The 18,414-nt window shown below is 59.8% G+C and carries 22 protein-coding genes and 1 tRNA gene; 9 read left to right on the top strand and 14 right to left on the bottom strand.

Annotation, left to right across the window (positions count from 1 at the left end; genetic code table 11):
* The first annotated feature begins 17 nt into the window (after positions 1-17).
* From EOC93_RS16185 to EOC93_RS16170, 4 genes are all read left to right on the top strand, one after another.
* Positions 18-935 carry a site-specific tyrosine recombinase XerD gene (locus EOC93_RS16185; protein WP_127205114.1) on the top strand — a complete coding sequence of 306 codons (918 nt, stop codon included), beginning with the start codon at positions 18-20 and terminating at the stop codon, positions 933-935.
* 99 nt (positions 936-1,034) lie between these two features.
* Positions 1,035-1,985: an acetyl-CoA carboxylase carboxyltransferase subunit alpha gene (locus EOC93_RS16180; protein WP_095485922.1), complete on the top strand. Its 951-nt coding sequence runs from the start codon at positions 1,035-1,037 to the stop codon at positions 1,983-1,985.
* Between the two features lie 198 nt (positions 1,986-2,183).
* Positions 2,184-3,512, top strand: coding sequence for a murein L,D-transpeptidase family protein (locus EOC93_RS16175; RefSeq protein WP_095485921.1), 1,329 nt, complete (start codon positions 2,184-2,186; stop codon positions 3,510-3,512).
* 11 nt (positions 3,513-3,523) lie between these two features.
* Positions 3,524-3,814, top strand: a complete 291-nt coding sequence (locus tag EOC93_RS16170; protein ID WP_127205113.1) for a sulfurtransferase TusA family protein — start codon at positions 3,524-3,526, stop codon at positions 3,812-3,814.
* A 14-nt stretch (positions 3,815-3,828) separates the two neighbouring features.
* On the opposite strand, the gene EOC93_RS16165 is transcribed toward EOC93_RS16170, so the two are convergent.
* On the bottom strand, positions 3,829-4,944 hold the full coding sequence (locus EOC93_RS16165; RefSeq protein ID WP_095485919.1) for a GTP-binding protein: 1,116 nt from the start codon (positions 4,942-4,944) through the stop codon (positions 3,829-3,831).
* Between the two features lie 4 nt (positions 4,945-4,948).
* Positions 4,949-6,121: a D-alanyl-D-alanine carboxypeptidase family protein gene (locus tag EOC93_RS16160; RefSeq protein ID WP_127205112.1), complete on the bottom strand. Its 1,173-nt coding sequence runs from the start codon at positions 6,119-6,121 to the stop codon at positions 4,949-4,951.
* Between the two features lie 224 nt (positions 6,122-6,345).
* On the opposite strand from EOC93_RS16160, the gene EOC93_RS16155 reads away from it, so the two are divergent.
* Positions 6,346-7,509 (top strand): M20 aminoacylase family protein, encoded by a 1,164-nt coding sequence (locus EOC93_RS16155; RefSeq protein ID WP_127205111.1) that lies wholly within the window; start codon positions 6,346-6,348, stop codon positions 7,507-7,509.
* A 101-nt stretch (positions 7,510-7,610) separates the two neighbouring features.
* Here EOC93_RS16155 and EOC93_RS34115 read toward each other — a convergent pair whose 3' ends face one another.
* Complete coding sequence (locus EOC93_RS34115) at positions 7,611-7,757, bottom strand: hypothetical protein (RefSeq protein ID WP_164547102.1); 147 nt, start codon at positions 7,755-7,757, stop codon at positions 7,611-7,613.
* A gap of 78 nt (positions 7,758-7,835) precedes the next feature.
* Complete coding sequence (locus EOC93_RS16150) at positions 7,836-8,135, bottom strand: DUF768 domain-containing protein (protein WP_095485916.1); 300 nt, start codon at positions 8,133-8,135, stop codon at positions 7,836-7,838.
* Between the two features lie 236 nt (positions 8,136-8,371).
* On the opposite strand from EOC93_RS16150, the gene EOC93_RS16145 reads away from it, so the two are divergent.
* Positions 8,372-8,448: transfer RNA gene (locus tag EOC93_RS16145), tRNA-Arg, on the top strand.
* A gap of 266 nt (positions 8,449-8,714) precedes the next feature.
* Here the strand turns inward: EOC93_RS16145 and EOC93_RS16140 are convergent.
* Positions 8,715-8,945 carry a hypothetical protein gene (locus tag EOC93_RS16140; protein ID WP_127205110.1) on the bottom strand — a complete coding sequence of 77 codons (231 nt, stop codon included), beginning with the start codon at positions 8,943-8,945 and terminating at the stop codon, positions 8,715-8,717.
* Positions 8,946-9,326: 381 nt separating this feature from the next.
* Between EOC93_RS16140 and EOC93_RS34450 the strand changes: the two genes are divergently transcribed.
* Entirely contained in the window at positions 9,327-9,542 is a 216-nt protein-coding gene (locus EOC93_RS34450; RefSeq protein ID WP_206437548.1) for a hypothetical protein, read from the top strand.
* Positions 9,543-9,790: 248 nt separating this feature from the next.
* Positions 9,791-10,327 carry a J domain-containing protein gene (locus EOC93_RS16130; RefSeq protein WP_127205109.1) on the top strand — a complete coding sequence of 179 codons (537 nt, stop codon included), beginning with the start codon at positions 9,791-9,793 and terminating at the stop codon, positions 10,325-10,327.
* Between the two features lie 444 nt (positions 10,328-10,771).
* Here EOC93_RS16130 and EOC93_RS16125 read toward each other — a convergent pair whose 3' ends face one another.
* Positions 10,772-11,050: an HNH endonuclease gene (locus EOC93_RS16125; RefSeq protein ID WP_164547101.1), complete on the bottom strand. Its 279-nt coding sequence runs from the start codon at positions 11,048-11,050 to the stop codon at positions 10,772-10,774.
* A 126-nt stretch (positions 11,051-11,176) separates the two neighbouring features.
* On the opposite strand from EOC93_RS16125, the gene EOC93_RS16120 reads away from it, so the two are divergent.
* A complete protein-coding gene (locus EOC93_RS16120; protein ID WP_127205107.1) occupies positions 11,177-11,482 on the top strand; it encodes a hypothetical protein in 306 nt (101 codons plus the stop codon).
* 294 nt (positions 11,483-11,776) lie between these two features.
* Here the strand turns inward: EOC93_RS16120 and EOC93_RS16115 are convergent, their stop codons facing one another.
* The 8 genes from EOC93_RS16115 to EOC93_RS16080 all read right to left on the bottom strand — a co-directional run.
* On the bottom strand, positions 11,777-12,826 hold the full coding sequence (locus EOC93_RS16115; RefSeq protein WP_127205106.1) for a phosphatase PAP2 family protein: 1,050 nt from the start codon (positions 12,824-12,826) through the stop codon (positions 11,777-11,779).
* 3 nt (positions 12,827-12,829) lie between these two features.
* Positions 12,830-13,519 (bottom strand): isoprenylcysteine carboxylmethyltransferase family protein, encoded by a 690-nt coding sequence (locus EOC93_RS16110; protein WP_164759160.1) that lies wholly within the window; start codon positions 13,517-13,519, stop codon positions 12,830-12,832.
* On the bottom strand, positions 13,491-14,288 hold the full coding sequence (locus tag EOC93_RS16105) for a sterol desaturase family protein (protein WP_127205105.1): 798 nt from the start codon (positions 14,286-14,288) through the stop codon (positions 13,491-13,493). Before EOC93_RS16105 ends, EOC93_RS16110 begins: the two co-directional genes overlap by 29 nt.
* A gap of 105 nt (positions 14,289-14,393) precedes the next feature.
* The gene (locus tag EOC93_RS16100; protein WP_127205104.1) at positions 14,394-14,918 is read right to left on the bottom strand and encodes a prepilin peptidase; all 525 of its coding nucleotides are present in this window, start codon (positions 14,916-14,918) and stop codon (positions 14,394-14,396) included.
* Positions 14,919-14,927: 9 nt separating this feature from the next.
* Positions 14,928-15,461 (bottom strand): tetratricopeptide repeat protein, encoded by a 534-nt coding sequence (locus EOC93_RS16095; RefSeq protein WP_127205103.1) that lies wholly within the window; start codon positions 15,459-15,461, stop codon positions 14,928-14,930.
* 69 nt (positions 15,462-15,530) lie between these two features.
* Complete coding sequence (locus tag EOC93_RS16090) at positions 15,531-16,481, bottom strand: type II secretion system F family protein (protein WP_127205102.1); 951 nt, start codon at positions 16,479-16,481, stop codon at positions 15,531-15,533.
* Positions 16,482-16,499: 18 nt separating this feature from the next.
* Positions 16,500-17,471: a type II secretion system F family protein gene (locus tag EOC93_RS16085; RefSeq protein ID WP_127205101.1), complete on the bottom strand. Its 972-nt coding sequence runs from the start codon at positions 17,469-17,471 to the stop codon at positions 16,500-16,502.
* A partial coding sequence (locus EOC93_RS16080) for a CpaF family protein (protein ID WP_164759158.1) occupies positions 17,471-18,414 on the bottom strand: 944 nt, incomplete at its 5' end. The genes EOC93_RS16085 and EOC93_RS16080, both read right to left, overlap by 1 nt.

The following is an 18,414-nucleotide window of genomic DNA, read 5'->3' as shown; positions in this document are numbered from 1 at the left end:
AAAACTGACCCAAAGAAATGAACAGCGCAGCCCGCATCGAAGCCTTTCTGGAAATGATGAGCGCCGAGCGGGGCGCAGCCGAAAACACGCTTTCCAGCTATCGCCGCGACCTCGAAGACGCTTCGGCCGAGATCGATGGCGGGCTTGCGGGCGCCGCCGCCGGCGATATCCGCGCCTATCTCGACGATATCGCCGCGCGCGGTTTTGCCGCCACCTCGCAGGCACGCAAACTGTCGGCGATCCGCCAATTCTTTAAATTCCTTTACGCTGAAGGCCTGCGCGGCGACGACCCGACCGGAACCCTGGACAGCCCGAAGAAGGGCCGGCCGCTGCCGAAGACGATGAGCGAGGCCGACACCGGCCGGCTGATCGACCGTGCGGCGCAAGAGGCAGCTGACGCCTCGCTGAACGATGGCGACAGCCTGGCGGCGCTGCGCCTGCATGCACTGGTCGAGGTGCTCTACGCCACCGGCCTGCGCGTTTCCGAACTGGTCGGCCTGCCGGTGACGGTAGCGCTGCGCGACGATCGTTTCTTCATGGTGCGTGGCAAGGGCGACAAGGAACGCATGGTTCCGCTGTCGGCAAAGGCGCGCATGGCGATGCGGACCTGGCTCTCTGCCCGGGCAACGGTGCCGGCTCTCGCAGACAGCCCGTTCCTGTTTCCGGCAGCAGGCGATAGCGGCTATCTCTCCAGGCAGGTCTTCGCCCGCGACCTGAAGGGCCTTGCGGCGCGGGCCGGCATCGCCTCGGCGAAAATATCGCCGCATGTGCTGCGCCATGCTTTCGCCAGCCATCTCCTGCAGAACGGCGCCGACCTCAGGGCCGTGCAGCAGTTGCTTGGCCATGCCGATATTTCAACGACGCAGATTTACACGCATGTGCTGGAGGAGCGGCTGGTGCGGCTGGTCAACGATCATCATCCGCTTGCCGACTAGGCGTCATATCGCTATGTGAGGACCACGTTCCATCGCCCGGAGCCTCTGTTTCCTGGGTTCCGCCAGTCATTGCCTCCCGGTCTATCGGTCCGCTCAAGAATGTACAATTACCTCGATTTCGAAAAGCCGGTCGCCGATCTCGAAGGCAAGATCCTCGAGCTGAAGAAACTCGCCGAGAATGGCGAGGCGGTCGATGTCGGCGATGAGATCAGCCGTCTTGAGAAGCGTTCGCGCGACGCCCTGCGCGACGCCTACAAGGCGCTGACCCCGTGGCAGAAGGTGCAGGTGGCGCGCCATCCGGACAGGCCGCATTGCATCGACTACATCAAAGGCCTGTTCAACGATTTCACGCCGCTTGCCGGCGACCGCAATTTCGGCGAGGATCAGGCGATCGTCGGCGGCTTTGCCCGCTTTCGTGGCGAGCCGGTGGCGATCATCGGCCAGGAAAAAGGTTCGGACACGGCCAGCCGGCTGAAGCACAATTTCGGCTCGGTGCGACCGGAAGGCTACCGCAAGGCGGTGCGGCTGATGGAACTCGCCGACCGTTTCAACATCCCGTTGCTGACGCTGGTCGACACGGCCGGCGCCTATCCCGGCGTCAACGCCGAGGAGCGTGGCCAAGCGGAAGCCATTGCCCGCTCGACATCGGCCTGTCTCGGCCTGAAGGTGCCGTCGATCTCGGTGGTCATCGGCGAAGGCGGCTCAGGCGGTGCCATCGCGATCGCCACCGCCAACCGCGTCTACATGCTCGAACACGCCATCTATTCGGTGATCTCGCCGGAAGGCGCCGCATCGATCCTGTGGCGCGACACCACCCGCTCGAAGGATGCAGCGACCAACATGAAGATCACCGCCCAGGATCTGCTGGAGCTGAAGATCATTGACGCCATCATTCCCGAACCGCTGGGCGGCGCCCATCGTGGCCCGGAAGCGGTCATCGCCGCCACCGGCGACCTCATCGCCAAGACGATGAAGGAATTCTCCGGCGCCAACACCGATTTTCGTGAGCAGCGCCGCGAGAAATACCTGGCTATGGGGCGAAACCTTTAGCAAGACGAGGTTCGGCGCCGCAATGTGGCGAGATTGAGCACGTCCGCCACAAAAATGCCGCGGCATTCGGTTCAATCAAATTGCCGTAAGGGGATGCGCCCGGCGCTTGCGGTAAGGAATTTTCAAGGTTAACGGGCTTAGGGTTGGGCCTGGCGGCGCTGATGCCTGCGGTCCGAAAGAAAAGACATAGCCATACCCATGTTTGCCAAGCTCGCCCGCACCGGACTTCTGATTGCCGCGATAGGGGTCGCCGGCTGCAATGATTCTTCGATGAAGGATTTTGCCCCCCAGGCCAACAAGCCGCTGCCCGACAAGATCCTGGCCGGCATGAAGGCCAAGGGCATGACCCGCACCTCGCCGGTGATGGCCCGCATCTTCAAGGAAGAGGGCAAGCTCGAAATCTGGAAGGCCAAGACCAACGGCCGCTACGACTTGGTCGCCAGCTACGACATATGCAAATGGTCGGGCAAGCTGGGTCCCAAATTCACCGAAGGCGACCGCCAGGCGCCGGAAGGCTTCTATACGGTCCGTCCGGCGCAGATGAATCCGCGGTCGAGCTACCACCTTGCCTTCAACATCGGCTATCCCAACGCCTACGACCGCGCCAATGGCCGCACCGGTTCTCATCTGATGGTCCATGGCGCCTGCTCGTCGTCGGGCTGCTATTCGATGACCGACGCGCAGATCGAGCAAATCTACGCCTTCGGCCGCGATGCGTTCCAGGGCGGGCAGACCGAATTCCAGATCCAGGCCTTTCCGTTCCGCATGACCGCCGCCAACATGGCGCGTTATCGCAAGGATCCGAACTACGAATTCTGGAAGATGCTGAAGGTCGGCTACGACAATTTCGAGATCACCAAGGTGCCGCCGAAGGTCGACGTCTGCGAGAAGCGCTACGTCTTCAACCAGGTCGCGGCCGACGGCGCGACATTCGATCCGGCCGGCGCCTGCCCCACGACGACGCAGCCGGATTCGTTGAAGAGCGCCTTCAATGCCTACCAGAGCACCTACGAAGCGGCTTTCAACGGCGCGGTCAAAGCCAGCGTGCCGGCCCCCAAGCCAACCATCGCCGGCATCAAGGAAGCCAGCATCGTTTCCGAGTGGTCGAAAAAGCGCGCCCGTGGCGAACGCGTGCCGATCGAGCCGCCGTCGTTCAACGCCGACGGCTCGGTGACAGAGACGGCGCGCATGGGCCGCATCGATTCGCCGGCCGGCCGGAAGATGGCCGCGCTGGATGCGGAGAAAGCCGCCAAGCAGAAGGCCGAAGAGCAAAGGCTTGCCGCCATAGAGGCGGCCAAAGCCGAGAAAGAGGCGGCCAAGGCTCAGGCTCTGGCCGAAACGGAAGCGGCCAAGATTAATTCGCTGGCCGAAGAGGGGGATGCCGTGGCCGCGGCCGAAGCGCCTGTCGCCACCGCGACAATCGCGTCGCCCCAAGCTGCCGCCCCGGCCGAAACGCAGGCGGCCAATGCCGATCAAAGCAGGGTGACAAAGCTGAAGAACAAACTGCTCGGCATGTTCGGCGGCTGAGGTTCTCGCGCTTGGCCAAGCCTACTTCCGTCTATGACCTCAAGGGCCTGAACTGCCCCCTGCCTGTGCTGAAAGCAAAAAAGCGGCTGGCTGCGATGCGGCCGGGCAGCAGGCTCTGGCTGGAAACCACTGACCCGCTGGCCGTCCTCGATATTCCTGCTTTCTGCACCGATGCCGGCCATCGCTTGGTCGAAACGGCAGCGGTTTCGGGCGCCCATCGCTTTCTAGTCGAGCGCGGCGAGCAGTCGCTAGACCATGATCCCGAAAAGTGGAATCCGGTTTTCGGAAAAGATCGTGGTTAACCAATAGGTTAAAATCAACGCCCGGCGATGGCCAGCGGGTTGTTTTCCAGCGCTGCGCGGTCGGGTGTGTCTATCGACGGCCGGTTGGTGAAGGCGGCAAACAGCCGGCGGACATAGTCCTCCGGCATGTCGAGCGTGATCAGCACCAGCCTTGTGCCGCGTTGGCCGTCCGGCCAGGACGGCAGCCGCGCCGGCGGATGCAGGATCTTCTGCACGCCGTGGACGACCAGCGGCCGCGCCGGGTCTTCCAGCAACTCGATGACGCCCTTCATGCGCAGCAGGCGCTCGCCATGCGCCGATCGCAACAGGTCGAGGAACATCTCGATCGCCGAAAACGGCACCGGCCCGTCATGAACGAGCGAGTAGGAGCGCACGCGGGAATCGTGCCGATGGTCGCTATCGTGGTCATGGCCATGGTCGTCGTGGTCATGGTCGCCATGGTGGTGATCATGGGCGGCTTCCTCGCCGAGCCAGCGTTGCACCTCGGCGGACTTGGTGGCTGGGTTGTAGAGGCCGCAATCGAACAGCGCCGCTACATCGGTCCTTTTGTCACCGGCCTCGAGCAGTTCGGCACCCGGATTGATCTGCCGCAGCCGGGCCCGCAAGGTCTCGACGTCGCGCGGATCGGTGACCAGATCGGCTTTCGTCAGCACGATGCGGTCGGCGACGGCCACCTGCTTCACCGCCTCGACATGGGCGTCCAGCGTCGCATTGGCGTTGACCGCGTCGACCAGCGTGATGACGCCGTCGAGCCGAAAGGCCTGGACCAGCGCCGGATGCGCCATGATCGACTGCAGCACCGGCGCCGGATCGGCGAGGCCGGTGGTTTCGATGACGACGCGGGCAAGCCGGGCGATACGGCCGGTCTGCAGCCGGTCGACGAGATCAGCCAGCGTGTCGACCAGCTCACCGCGCACCGTGCAGCAGAGACAGCCGTCGGAGAGCTGGATGATGCCGTCGGAGGCCTGTTCGACCAGGAGATGGTCGATTGCCACCTCGCCGAACTCGTTGATGATGACGGCGGTATCGGCGAGTGCTGGATCCCTGAGCAGCCGGTTGAGCAGCGTCGTCTTGCCGGCGCCGAGAAAGCCGGTCAGCACCGAGACAGGGATTGGGAAGCCGCTGCTCATCAGGCTAGTTCAAGGCCTTGGCGGGCTGGCCGCCTTTGGCCGCCGTGGCGGAACCGATAACTGTGGGCTCGGCACCGGGCGGCGTCGGCAGGTCGGGGCGCCAGCTCGGCAACGGCACGTCGGCATATTCCCGGCCCGATGTATCGAGCATCGCCTTCGGCTTCGGCCCGGTGGCGCCGCCAAGGCCGACGGCGACCAATGTCGGCACATGGTCGAGCTTTTCCCGATAGGGCGATTTTGGCGCATCCTTATCGCCGACGGGGACGGCAGCTTCCGACTGCTCCTTAGCCGGCTTCTTCTTGCAAAGCTCGTCACGCATGTCATTGACCGATGTCGTGTCGCCATAGGCAGGCAGCGCCGCGACCGTGACCCAGTTCGGCTCTTGCGCCGTGAAGCCCTGGTCGAGCAGTCTCGCCGTGGTCTCGGCGCGGGTGATGGTCGACTGTTCGCCAAGCACGACGGCGACCAGCGTGCGGCCGTTTCGCGTTGCCGAGCCAATCATGTTGAAGCCCGAGGGGCAGACGAAGCCCGTCTTCATGCCGTCGGCGCCCGGATAGCGGCCGATCAGAAGATTGTAGTTCGAGATCTGCTTCTTGCCGACGGCGAGGCCCTCGATCGAGAACCATGGGGCATATTGCGGGAATTCCGTGCGGATCGCCATCACCAGCAAACCGAGGTCGCGCGCCGTCGTATACTGGTCCGGCGAAAAGAGCCCGTTCGGATTGACGAAATGCGATCCGGTCATGCCGAGCCGGCGTGCCTCGGTGTTCATGCGTTCGGCGAAAGCGGCTTGCGAACCGCCAATGTTCTCGCCGACGGCCATGGCGACGTCATTGGCCGATTTGACCAGCATCATCTTCAGCGCATTGTCGAGCCGCATGACCGAGCCCGGCTTGAAGCCCATTTTGCTCGGCGGCTCGCTGGCGGAACGTTTCGTGACCTTGATCGGCGAATCGAGCTGGACCTCGCCCGCGGCAATCGCACGAAATGCCACATAAGCGGTCATCAACTTGGTCAGCGAGGCAGGATACCAGCGCTTGAAAGCCTCCTGATGCTGGAGGATCTTGCCATTCTCCAGGTCGAACACGATCGTCGGATTGGCGAGAGCCGGCCCGGCCAGCACCGGAAGCGCCACCGCGCCCGCCAGCAATAGTCTAGGGAAATGCTTGTACCGCATGGAATCCGAAATCGCCTCTTGCCGCAGTCGCCTCTGGCTCCGTAAGATTGTTACGCGATCGCCAGCATAGTGATCCGGCCCTCTACCCGGATCCCAGTCTTGCGGTGCTATTTACCCTATGTGACGTCAAGATGGCAAAGTGCCTGAATGACAATTGTAACAGTAGGCACAATTGCAAAGCAGCAGGCAGAACCCGTCTGCTCCAACAGCGAGATGGAACCATCATGCCGATCCTGAACCGCGCCGCCGAAATGCAAGACGAGGTCGCCGGCTGGCGCCGCCATTTGCACCAGACGCCAGAGCTGAATTTCGACGTCTTCAAGACCGCCGCCTTCGTCACCGAGAAGCTGAAGGCCTTCGGTTGCGACGACGTGGTGACCGGGCTCGGCAAGACAGGCGTCGTCGGCATCATCCGCGGCCGCCTGGGCGAAGGTACGACCATCGGCCTGCGCGCCGACATGGACGCGCTGCCGCTCAATGAGATCACCGGCAAATCCTACGCCTCGACCGTTCCGGGCAAGATGCACGCCTGCGGCCATGACGGCCACACCGCGATGCTCTTGGGTGCTGCCAAATATCTTGCCGAGACGCGCAATTTCGCTGGCTCCGTCGCGGTGATCTTCCAGCCGGCCGAAGAAGGCGGTGGCGGCGGCAACGAGATGGTCAAGGATGGGATGATGGAGCGCTTCGACATCTCCAAAGTATTCGGCATGCACAACATGCCGGGCCTGCCGGTCGGCCAGTTCGCCATCAAGCCGGGCCCGATCATGGCGGCCACCGCCGAATTCACCATCACCGTCAAGGGCCGGGGCGGGCATGCGGCGATGCCGCACGGCACGATCGACCCGATCGTCATCACCAGCCAGCTCGTCGGTGCTCTGCAGACGATCGCCTCGCGCAGCACCGATCCGGTCGAAGCTGTCGTGGTATCGGTAACGAAATTCCACGCCGGCGACGCCTACAACATCATTCCCGAGAGCGCCGAGATCGCCGGCACCGTGCGCACGCTGAAGAAGGAGGTCGCCAGGAAGGCGGAAGAGCGCGTGCGCGCCATCTGCGAGGGAGTAGGCGCGGCCTTCGGCGCAACGATCGAGGTCGATTACAAAGCCAATTATCCCGTCACCTTCAACCATGCTGAAGAGACGGTCTTTGCCAGTGACGTCGCGGCTGATATCGCCGGCGACGCCCATGTGCACCGAGCCATCCAGCCGGTGATGGGCGGCGAGGATTTCTCTTATATGCTGGAGGCGCGGCCGGGCGCCTTCATCTTCATCGGCAATGGCGACACCGCGGGTCTGCACAACCCGGCCTACGACTTCAACGACGAGGTCATCCCGCACGGCATGAGCTATTGGGTGAAGCTGGCGGAGACGGCGCTGGCCGCCTGATGAATGTGCCTGAGCCCGTCCTCGGCTTGACCTGAGGGTGCGCTGCGATTTTGAGATGGCGACAAGGCCATCGAGCTCAGGACGTGGCGATGCTCCGATCGTCACTTCCGACCGGACGGCTTCCGCGCAAGACCGAAGGCAATGCCTAGCGCAATGCCGATCCCGATGCCTGCAATGATGTTGTCCAACGCGACGCCGATTGCCACGCCGATCACAACACCGAGTGTGATGTGTTTGGCATCTATCATGCCGGGTCATGTAGAGTGGAAGGGGAGAGCCGCAACCGCAGGCCATCCGTCGGCTACCAACCGATGTTGCCTGGATCGCTACGGGCCGCTCTTCGAGTCGTCGACCTTCAGCGCTTCCATGACGGGCGCCAGATCACTCTCTTCGACCGGGTCTGTAGCCTGCGGCTGTTCGCCTGTCCGGGCCTTGTGCAGAGCTTTCTCAATGGCCTCTTCGATGTCGCCGATCTCGTCTTCGCGTACCTCGTGACCATAGCCGGCCGCGTCGGCATCTTGCTCGAATTGCTGCACCAGGACGGCCACGCTCACTTCGCTCTCGGCGGGCAGATCGCCGACGTTCTCCCGGAGCCAGGTTTCAAAGAACTCTTTTGTGGCGCTCATGCGGTATCTCCTTCGGCACACTAAATCGCAGCGGTGGTCCGAAGTTCCGCCATCCCCAGGTTATCTTTGCGGTCCAACCCTCCCGGATCAGTCTATAGAGTGGTGATGATCAATTTCGAATTGTGAGCAGAAGCCTCTCGACGGCTGTGCTTCAACGGCCATCGTCGAAACCGACCGATTGGGTGCAGAGCGCCTCTTGGCGAAACGGTCCGAAGCGGCTATGTGTCGGGCCGCGTGGTCCCGTAGCTCAGTAGGATAGAGCGGCAGATTCCTAATCTGTAGGTCACAGGTTCGATTCCTGTCGGGATCACCATAGTTTTCAACTACTTTGCGACCAATCGCCGTACTTTTTGCTAATTAAGTGCGACGAATTTCATAGGCTTTCAGACTTTGGGCGCGCATGCCCCAAGTACGAGTGGAGAAATGCCGGCCGCAGAAGCGCAGGACGCCCTTGCGCGACATGGCGGACTAGCATGGAAGCCTAGGAGAACATCTACAACACCTGGGCCTCCTCAAGCTGGTTCGCATGGCTATTGAACAGACCTGCCGGCCGGCGTGCTGCCGAGCGCGGAAGCCGTGCTACTGCCCTACGGCCGCGAGTCTGTCCATGAAGGCGAAGCCCTTGCCAAAGCCATCATTGAGACGGTTGAAAGGCTGGCCCGATGATTCGCCTTGAATCAATGCCGCGATGAGGAGCGAGCAATCGAGCTCCTCCGGAAACGAAACATTTAAGTCACTCTGAGTCGCCATACGAAGCGACCTCAATCTTGCTGTCTTCGCGGCGCGTTCGGCGCGCTCAGCCTCAGCCATCACCTTCGCGGAGCGCCTAACTGTGCTATTTCCCAGCCAACACATCTATTCGATCCAGTAGAATTCCGATGCCCCGGTCATGCCCTGACTCATTGAGATTGTCGCCGTTCATTGTGATGAAGCCGGTTCGATCGGTGAGGTTAAGATCCGCGTTGCCGCCAGGCGCGGGCCGATCGCCTTGGCAATAGCCGTGGGCGCGCGCCACCAACGCGCGAGTAGCCCGAGCCGTGCAAATCATACTGCTTACGCTCGATGTGGCTGCGCTCGGCCGGCGCCTATCTGGGCCATCACCAAGATCATCGCGGCAAATGACTAGCGGAACAGATATTTTGATACCTCTGGATTGCCTCGTCTCCACATAACGTTATCCAGAAAGTAGTGATGCACGTTGATGAATATCCACGCTATGAAGAGGAACAGCGACGAGCCGAACACCTCTTTGTTGTAAGGAACCAAAACGGACAACGCGATCGGGACCAGCCAGAAACCGAGAATCCCCAGAATTCCACCAATGATGATAAATCCCAGCACCCGAAAACGGTCTTGGGCGTCATTGAACTGAACCTACGGTCCATCGACCTCAACACTGGCGTCTGACGCGAGCCGACGTATATCGGCGGATGACCGGAATGAGGGCAACCCTTTGCAGGGGCGAAGCTTGCGCGCTAGTATCTGCAAAACGGGAGGGGGGACTAATGCCACGAATTGAGCGAGTAGAGACCCGCAAGCGCGGATTTCTGGCCTTCAACGTGTTGATGGGCATCATCGACTAGCTATGACCGCAAGACACTCCGGCGACGGTCTCTCGACTGTGTGCGCAATAGCGATGTTGTGGGAGCACCACTTTGTTCATTGATTACTACGAACTCCTAGAAATCAGCCCGAACGCCAACTCGGAAACGATAGAACGGGTATTTCGTTATTTTGCTATGCGCTACCATCCCGACAATCAGGATACCGGCGATGCATCACGCTTCAGTGAAATCGCGGAGGCCCATAATACTCTCAAAGATCCTCTCAAGCGCGTGCAGTACGACATTCAGTATAAAGACAATTTGAAACTTCGCCGCGAGTTGATTGAGGAAGTCAGCAACACTAAAGGAATCGAACGGGACGGCGTCATTCAAGCCAAACTGCTCTCGCTACTTTATGTCAAACGCCGACAAGACGTCAACAAGCCTGGAATTGGCGATGAAGAACTCGAACGCATGTCGGGCTGTCCGCGTGAACATCTGGAGTTTCATCTCTGGTATCTAAAAGCAAAAGGCTGGATAGGAAGGGTCGAAAACGGGATGTTCGCGATTACCGTAGAAGGCATCGATCGCGCCAATACCGAACATCGTCGTGACACCTCCACCAGACTACTGAATCATACAGGCTGAAGAGTGGAAGCTCGCGTGCCAGTGCCCCTTGGATTAGCCCTTAGGAGCCCCACCAGCGCGCGTTCCGGCTGGCCGCTCTCAGCGCCTCGCGCACGCCGGCGCTTCTCGCTGGCCTGAATGAGGCGCTGCAAAGCCCTGGCCTGAACTCCGGCCTGGAATCGCTTTATCGCCGCCAGCTTTTCCTCCTCGCGCGCCAATCGGTAGACGTCGGGCAAAGGCTGCCAGTCGGCCGGCTTCTTCCGCATACACCATTGAGGCTGGCGATATCCCCAGTACTCGATACCGACGAGATCGGAACCGTCGAACCAGCATGAAACGTTCAGCTTGGGAAAGTGCAAGACCCCTTGCCGCCCACCAGATCTTATCGATGGCGCTCTCGCCGGTGCCTTCCGCCCAGGGCGTCCAGCCGCGGCCTGGACGATCTGTCAGTTCGCTGTCGCGCATTCAGACTCCGGGCGCATTCGAGCGCTCGGCGCCCATAGCTTTTCGTTGCTTGGCAGCGTTCATTCGCCGGCCGGCACTCTGATTGCACTTACGGCAAGCGGCGGCCAGATTGGACCGCTCGTTCGTGCCGCCAAGCATTTTGGGCTTCTTGTGCTCTAGGGTGGCTTGCTTCGGTCCGGTCTCGGTGAACGGTTCCCTGCAATAGTAGCATTTCCCGCCTTGGATCTCGACCAGTTCGCTTCGGACTTTGGCTGAATTGAATTTCAGCTTCTTCTTCATGGGGGTTGGTTCCCCCCCTTTTTGGTAAAGGGACCACGACCTCGATCCAAGGTCAAGCCTTGCATTGGCAGCCGCTTGACGAAGCCGCCGGCCCCAACGCATTCTCCCCTTGGGGGAGAGATGGCAATGGCCGATCTTCCATGGGGCAAAGCAAAGCCCCGCAACAGCATTCCATATGGCTGGATACTTGTCGCTGCCATGGGCGGCGCTGCAGCGGGCAATTACCTGTGGTCGAACTCATCCAATCTGGCGAATGCGGTAAGTGCATTCGTCTCGTCTGCTGGCTGTGACATCAAGGGCAATATTTCAATCGACACCGGTGAGCGCATCTATCATGTCCCCGGCCTGACGACGGACGCCTACGGCCACCTGTTTCCTCGGGCCGACGATGCCACCGAACTGGCCAATGCCGAGGCGGCTCTTCTGCAGTGACTGCGACATGGACGCGACATGGCCAAGCAAGGCCTTGCTCCACAAGGCTTGCAGGAAGTTTCCTAACTGTAGGTCACAGGATCGATTCCTGTCGGGATCACCATGGTTTCAATAAAGTAGCGCCAAAACATGAGCGGACGCGCCCTGTCGACTCCGCCATCACGATCGGGCACGTCACACAAATCCCCCACCCGGTAGCGTCTTCGTCCCGCCTGTCGGGATCGCCATAGTTTCAGGCACTTAGAGGAGTCCCGCGTACTTTTTCTGTGATTTAAGTACGGCGAACTTTCCGACTCAGCGGCCGGCTTCCGATCCCACCGCTGATCTCGCGACGCTGTCGGCCTTTCCGCGCTCATAAGCGCCAATCATTCTCACGGCAAAAATCGAAGCCACGCCAACCATTGCGCCAGCAAGCACATCAATCAGGTGATGCCCACCCTCGGGAAGGGTGGCGATGATCATCAGAGCATTCAAAACAGCTATCGGCCACATCAGCCAGCGATAGTCGCGAAGCGCATAGACGACTATTATACCGAGAGTTGTATGGTAAGACGGGAAGGTAACCAGTCCATTGCTTCTGGTCATGATCAGATCGAACGGTTCTCCGGATCGCAGTGCCATCAAAGTCTCGTGATGCCACATGCCTGCCCGGGCTGTAAAATGGTTGAACTGTTCTGCAGTTGGCTTGAAGTACGCATAGGCGCCTTCGGCCGGTACGAGCGTCATTATCGCTCCAGCGAGCACCGATGAGACGGCTAGCATCGCGATGAACTGCAGGCTCCTGTCATTTCTGTTTGTGGCTATATTCAACAATAGGACAAACGGCACCTGTGGTCCGAGCGCATGGTAGGCAAAGATCAGCACAGGAGCTACCAGCTGATTATTTGTGACGGAGAGGAACCAAAGCCAATCGAAGCCCATTCGCGCATCGATAGCGGCGAGCACCGGGTCGGCAAGCGGGCGCCCAGTGGCGCTGGCCACATGCATTAGAATAGTCGTGCAGATCAGCAGTGGGACAAAGGCTGCCGCGACAAGCACCAAGCTTCCAAGGAAATCGGATGCCCGGCGAACAAATTGGCCTGCCCGCGAGCAATCATCCCGTAGGCGCCGCGTGACAAGCCACGAAACCAAACCAGCCAAGCAGATGCATAGTGCCACTGCTCTAATGTCATGCCAGTTAAGTGGCGAAAAGCGGACGGTCGAATAGGGCAGCCACAGCAGGTCAACAGCCCCAAGCAGGCCTGAAGTGAACAACGTTGCGTAAAGGTAGTTTCTTGCGCCCATAATCCTCACCGCAGCATTGGATGAATTTACCCGCCTTGAGCGTGTTTTGAGATGCGACATAGGCTATCGCGGGTCAGGCGCCGGCAAAGATGCGCCAGAGAAACGGGGCAAGAGCATCGGAATGCGCTGGGCGTATTCATGATATTCGGGAAACGTCGCTCGCAAGACCCTCTCCTCGTTGATTATCCGCCGGTATTGGAATGCGAGGGCGATCGCGCAGATTGCGACTGTTGCCCATGTCGGATTACCGAGAAGAATGCCGAGCAGGACGATCGCCTCGCAGACATAGAGCGGGTGCCGCACGATTTGATAGGGGCCTGCGGTGACGAGCCGTCTGGCCTGGGCAGCGATGCTGAACGATCTGCCGAGCCACCATAGGCACCAAACGCAAAGCGCGAAGCCGATGATGGTAATCAGGTTGGCAGTGAGCTCAATCTGCGGAAGTATCTCGACTCGAGGGACAGCAATCAAAGTTACGGTGGCAAAGCATCCGACCAGCGCCGAGATTCGGGGTTCCAGTCCCTGCGCTGTCTTCAGCGGCGGAAGACGCGCCACTGTCGTAGCAACAACGAGTACAAGGAAGCCGAGAGCGGCAACGTCTGCTACGACCCCGATAATTCGCGCTATGGGCCATTCAGCGCCGCGAAGAGCTATAACCAATACTCCGGCCTTCAAAGTCGCGCAGAATGTGAAGTAAAGTGTCATCGTTGCGCGCCCGATGAAATCACGCGTCGCCGCTGGTGGGAGCTTCATGGATTTTGCCCTTCGGAATAAACGGATAGGCGAGTTGCTCGACGTAAGTTGGTGGAATGGGATCATCGACGCCATAGCGCTCCGGCACCGCTTTGCCAGGCAGGTACATCGTCCCAAACAGCGCGTCGATGAATGAAAGTTGGCCAGCGAAATTCTTGTCGTACGCAGCGCGCTCATGAGCGTGATGCCAATGATGGAACTGAGGTGAGGCGATCAGCCATCGAAGCGGACCGATGTTTAGCTTGACGTTGGCGTGCAGCAACAGGCCGTGGGCGTAAAAGACAAACGCGAACACGATGATCGCTGGGTTGCTGAAACCCAGCAGATATACAGGCACGAGTGACACGCTTTTTGTCAGCGCCAGGTCAACAGGATGAATCCTGTGCGCTGCAAGCCAATCAAGTTCTTCAATGCTGTGATGAATCGCATGGAAGCGCCACAAAAATGGAACGGCGTGAAGGGCTCGGTGTGCCGAGTAAAAACCAATGTCCGCGATGACAATGATTTCTATAACCTGGAGCCAATATGGCTGTGATGAAACTGCGCTACTGATATAGACCGGCACCAGCCGCCCCACCGTGCTCGTTGCCAGTGTAACAGCCGCAATCAGGCCAAGGCTTATAGGAACGCCATTGAACAGAGCGTAGATGAGATCGTTGAAGAAGGCTTTCCTGAGGATCTTTTGACCTGGCCTTAGAGCGAACAGGCGCTCGATCGGAACGAAGATCAGAACCGCAATCAAAAGCGCTTTGAGATTGAAAATGTCCATACCGCGCCCCGCCGGCAAGACCCAATCCAAGCACTTCGCCGAATTGAGCGCAAGTTAATGGTTTCCGAAAGGTTAATTGAGAAGGTGATTTGCGCGCCACGAGTGTCAGACCGAGAAGCCGCCTACAACCGTCAAGTTGCTATAGAGCTGAAACGCTATCGTGCAGATCGCTGCGAGCGAGATCGGCACGCCAAACGGCACAACGCCTTTGCGGTCCAGGTGCTGAACATACAAGCGGAAAGCGCCTTGCGGCAGCATGAACGGATTTTTCACGATCAACGCCGTGGCGAGGGCGAAAAGAAGCAGCAGTGCGGAGAACACAAGGAGGCCGCTGCCGCCGATCAGCAACGGCACCACCGCCATCAGCTTGACGTCGCCAGCCCCGATCTTGCGCATGGCCCAGAACGGAAAGAGCGCAACAAACAGCAAAAGACCGGCAAGCGCGCTCAGGCCCATGTCCCACCACGACCCGGATTGCACCGACAGGAGCTGCAGCGAGCCCAGACCCAGGCAAAGCAGCAGCAGCACATTCTGGTTGGATATCTTCTGGGTGGTAAAGTCGAGCCAGGCGATCCTTGCCAGCAAAGGAATCGCTAGCCCCTTCAGCAGCAGCGATGCGGCGAGCAACATGCTATCGCCTTACCGCTCGAGATTCTTCACGCTGGACGACAGGAGCTGCAGATTGTTGGCCACGGTCGGATCGTTGGGCGCCAGCTCATAGGCCTTGAGGAAACTGCTGCGCGCGTCCTGCAGCTTGCCGCGCAGCAGATAGGAATAGCCGACATTGTTGTAATATTCGGGTGTCCCGCCGACGAGCCGGAAGGCCTGGCGATAGGCCAGGTCGGAGAGGTCGAAGCGGCGGATGCGATCGCTAGAGGCGGCCAGGCCCATCCAGGCACCACCATCATTGGGCGCCAGTTGCGTCGCCTTGTAGAACAGGGCGCCGGCATTGCCGTAGTTTTCCGCGCGGAACTGGTTCTTGGCTTCGGCGACAGCCTGGTCCGAGGCATAGTACTCGACGTCGCTGACCGTCTTCAGCCCGTCGAAGGCATCGCCAAAGGCAGTCACGTCACCTTTTGAGGGCTCGTTGGTGCGCACGACGCCGCTGGTACCAGCCGTCTGACAGCCGGAAAGCACGATAAGAAGCAAACCGGCTACGGCTGCGAGGCGCATTGGCCCTGTCATTTCGTCCCCCAAAAGAGTTCTCACCGACTCTGTATTTCGACCAAAGCATACACCTGCCTAGAAGAAAATGCCCTTCATCCGAATGATGACAGGCAGCATGACGACCATCATCACCACCGGAAAGATGCACAGCCCCAATGGAATCATCATCTTGACCGGCAAAGAGTTGGCGCGTTCTTCGGCCCGAAGGATTCTCTGTCCACGCATTTCGTCGCTATAGACGCGCAGGGCTTCTGTCAAACTTGTACCGAGCTCCTCGGATTGCCGGAACAGAACCGCCAGCGCCCGTGCCTCTTCAAGGCCGATGCGGTCAGACAGTTCGCGCAGTGCCTCGCGCAACGGCTTGCCGGCGCGCAGCTGCAGATTCATGATCGAAAGCTGGATGCCAAGCCATTTATGGGTGCCGGCCAGTTCATCGCTGACGCGCTCGACTGCCGCCTCGAGGCTCATGCCCGCGTCGGCGCAGGTGATCATCATATCCATGAAATCCGGAAATCCGCGACGATAGATCTGCTTTTGCCCATTCTCGAACCGGTCGAGCGCGATACTTGGTATGACAATGCATGCCAGACCAAGCAAGGCTGAACCTCCAAAAGCAACAAGACTGGGCAATTGGGGCGGTAAAATCTGGGACAGGAGTGCATAGGTCGCAACAAAGCCGACGCAGACTGCGCCGAGCCGCGACAGAGTATAAATGAGCGGCGCGCTTGATTGGTAGAATCCGGCGCGAAAGAGCTTCGCGTCCAGGGCGCTGGGCTCGTCCCGTTCCTTTTCGATCGATCGAAAATACGCCTCGACTGGCCGCTGTGCCGAGATCCTGGCCAGTTCTTCCTGTCCTACAAGTGAGCGGCGGTTGGGAATGCCCCCTGCCATCAGGCTTTGCGCAACCAGTTTCCTCGTCTGCAGCGCCGGCAAGAAGACGAGCGAGCCAACCAGGAAAAGCGCCACCGCCGCCAGGAAAACAGCGATAGAGACCAGAAGGCTCAGATCCTGGGTATTCGAAAACAGGTCTATAGCCTCGCTCCTTCAAAAATCGAAATTGACCATACGGTACATGATAACGTCACCCAGCAGCGCCCACAGTCCGAAAACCAGGAACACCGGCATGATCAATGGGCTGTCCCATACATCGCCATAGTAGCTCGGAGCGATGCCCATGAGGATGCCGAACATGAAGAGCGGAAACAATGAAATGATCCACCCCGACATTCGGCCTTCGGCGGAAAGCGCCCTGATTTTCAACCGCAGTTTCTGCCGTTCGCGCAGCACCGATGCGAGGTTCGACAGGATCTCGGTCAAATTGCCACCGGTCTTGGCCTGAATCGACAGCGACACAGACAGCAGTTGAAGGCCCTCGAAACCGACGCGTTGCGACAGTTTCCGCACCGCGTTTTCAAGGCTAAGGCCAAAGGTGATTTCGTCGGAAACAATGCCGAATTCGGTGCCGAGCGGATCAGGCATTTCGCGGGCCACGAGCCCGATCGCTACGGAAGTCGGATGACCGGCGCGCAGCGAACGCACGATCATGTCAAGCGCATCCGGCAATTGCTTCGCGAATTTCTGGATTCGCTTGGCACGCGCGCGGCGGAGAACCAGAAACGGCAGGACGAATCCGATGAGAAGAAAGATGATACACGAAACCACCGCTGAGAAGTGCAGCAGGAAAGCCAATACCAGTGCCAGTACCAGTCCAGCGAGAATAAATATCGCGACAAACGACAGCGGATTCCCGGTAATGCCGGATTGAGTGTATAGCCTGTTCAACCCGACCGCATTGAAAAGAAAATCACCCGAGCCGGTAAGCCCACGTTCTCGCAGCAATCCCTGCAAGGTCTGTTCGGCCGGAACCTCGTCAGCGAGCCGCTTCAGCCGACGGTTGATCGTGCTGACCGTTGAACGGCGCTTGGAGTAGGTCATGTACAGAGCCTCGGCCGCGAGAATAACCGACGCCGCCGCCATCACATAGATGAGGTAAAGTAAGGTCTGGCCCGACGGCATCAGAGCGGAACCTGCGGATTGAAGGCATCCTTGGCGAATTGGTGGCCGAGCGTCGCCGCTTCCTGGGCAAAGCGCGGACGGATGCCGGTGGCGCGAAATTCACCGACGATCTGACCCTCCGCATTCACATCGCGGCGAACGAAATGGTAAAGTTCCTGCAGTTGGACGACATTGCCTTCCATACCGGTGATCTCCGAGATGGAAACGACCCGCCTCCCACCGTCTGAAAGGCGCTGTGTCTGCACGATGATGTCGATGGCCGACGCAATCTGTGCCCGAATTGACTCATGGGTCATCGGCATCCCCGCCATGCCGACCATCTGTTCGAGCCGCGAGATCGCGTCGCGTGGCGTGTTCGCATGGATGGTGGTCATCGAGCCTTCATGGCCGGTGTTCATCGCCTGCAGCATGTCAAAGGCTTCTTCACCGCGCACCTCGCCGACGATGATGCGGTCCGGCCGCATGCGCAGCGCATTCTTGAGCAATTCGCGCTGGCGGACCTCGCCCTTGCCCTCGACATTGGGCGGGCGGGTTTCGAGCCGGCCGACATGCGGCTGCTGCAATTGCAGTTCCGCCGCGTCCTCGATGGTGATCAGGCGCTCCCTGGCCGGGATGTAGCTCGACAGAGCGTTGAGCAAGGTCGTCTTGCCGCTGCCGGTGCCGCCCGAAACCAGGATCGACTTGCGTGCCTGCACCGCGATGCGCAGCAGGTCGATCATCGGCTGGCGGATTGAATTGAACGCCATCAGGCGCTCGAGCGAATAGGGGTTTTTGGAGAATTTGCGGATCGACACCAACGGGCCATCCACCGAGATCGGCCGCACCGCGATGTTGACACGCGACCCATCTTCCAGCCGCGCATCCACCATCGGCGCCGATTCATCGACGCGTCGGCCGATCGCCGAGACGATCTTGTTGATGACACGCAGCAGATGCGGCTCGT

It is taken from the genome of Mesorhizobium sp. M6A.T.Ce.TU.002.03.1.1 (genome assembly GCF_003997275.1).
Classification (GTDB): Bacteria; Pseudomonadota; Alphaproteobacteria; order Rhizobiales; family Rhizobiaceae; genus Mesorhizobium; species Mesorhizobium mediterraneum.
This window is presented reverse-complemented; position numbering and strand designations above follow the sequence as displayed.

Excerpts from the sequence above, each read along its gene's own strand:
- EOC93_RS16185 (WP_127205114.1), top strand. The coding sequence starts at position 18 with ATGAACAGCGCAGCCCGCATCGAAGCCTTTCTGGAAATGATGAGCGCC.
- EOC93_RS16180 (WP_095485922.1), top strand. The coding sequence starts at position 1,035 with ATGTACAATTACCTCGATTTCGAAAAGCCGGTCGCCGATCTCGAAGGC.
- EOC93_RS16175 (WP_095485921.1), top strand. The coding sequence starts at position 2,184 with ATGTTTGCCAAGCTCGCCCGCACCGGACTTCTGATTGCCGCGATAGGG.
- EOC93_RS16165 (WP_095485919.1), bottom strand. The coding sequence starts at position 4,944 with ATGAGCAGCGGCTTCCCAATCCCTGTCTCGGTGCTGACCGGCTTTCTC.
- EOC93_RS16160 (WP_127205112.1), bottom strand. The coding sequence starts at position 6,121 with ATGCGGTACAAGCATTTCCCTAGACTATTGCTGGCGGGCGCGGTGGCG.
- EOC93_RS16155 (WP_127205111.1), top strand. The coding sequence starts at position 6,346 with ATGCCGATCCTGAACCGCGCCGCCGAAATGCAAGACGAGGTCGCCGGC.
- EOC93_RS34115 (WP_164547102.1), bottom strand. The coding sequence starts at position 7,757 with ATGATAGATGCCAAACACATCACACTCGGTGTTGTGATCGGCGTGGCA.
- EOC93_RS16150 (WP_095485916.1), bottom strand. The coding sequence starts at position 8,135 with ATGAGCGCCACAAAAGAGTTCTTTGAAACCTGGCTCCGGGAGAACGTC.
- EOC93_RS16140 (WP_127205110.1), bottom strand. The coding sequence starts at position 8,945 with ATGGCTGAGGCTGAGCGCGCCGAACGCGCCGCGAAGACAGCAAGATTG.
- EOC93_RS34450 (WP_206437548.1), top strand. The coding sequence starts at position 9,327 with ATGCACGTTGATGAATATCCACGCTATGAAGAGGAACAGCGACGAGCC.
- EOC93_RS16125 (WP_164547101.1), bottom strand. The coding sequence starts at position 11,050 with ATGAAGAAGAAGCTGAAATTCAATTCAGCCAAAGTCCGAAGCGAACTG.
- EOC93_RS16120 (WP_127205107.1), top strand. The coding sequence starts at position 11,177 with ATGGCCGATCTTCCATGGGGCAAAGCAAAGCCCCGCAACAGCATTCCA.
- EOC93_RS16115 (WP_127205106.1), bottom strand. The coding sequence starts at position 12,826 with ATGTCGCATCTCAAAACACGCTCAAGGCGGGTAAATTCATCCAATGCT.
- EOC93_RS16110 (WP_164759160.1), bottom strand. The coding sequence starts at position 13,519 with ATGAAGCTCCCACCAGCGGCGACGCGTGATTTCATCGGGCGCGCAACG.
- EOC93_RS16105 (WP_127205105.1), bottom strand. The coding sequence starts at position 14,288 with ATGGACATTTTCAATCTCAAAGCGCTTTTGATTGCGGTTCTGATCTTC.
- EOC93_RS16100 (WP_127205104.1), bottom strand. The coding sequence starts at position 14,918 with ATGTTGCTCGCCGCATCGCTGCTGCTGAAGGGGCTAGCGATTCCTTTG.
- EOC93_RS16095 (WP_127205103.1), bottom strand. The coding sequence starts at position 15,461 with ATGCGCCTCGCAGCCGTAGCCGGTTTGCTTCTTATCGTGCTTTCCGGC.
- EOC93_RS16085 (WP_127205101.1), bottom strand. The coding sequence starts at position 17,471 with ATGCCGTCGGGCCAGACCTTACTTTACCTCATCTATGTGATGGCGGCG.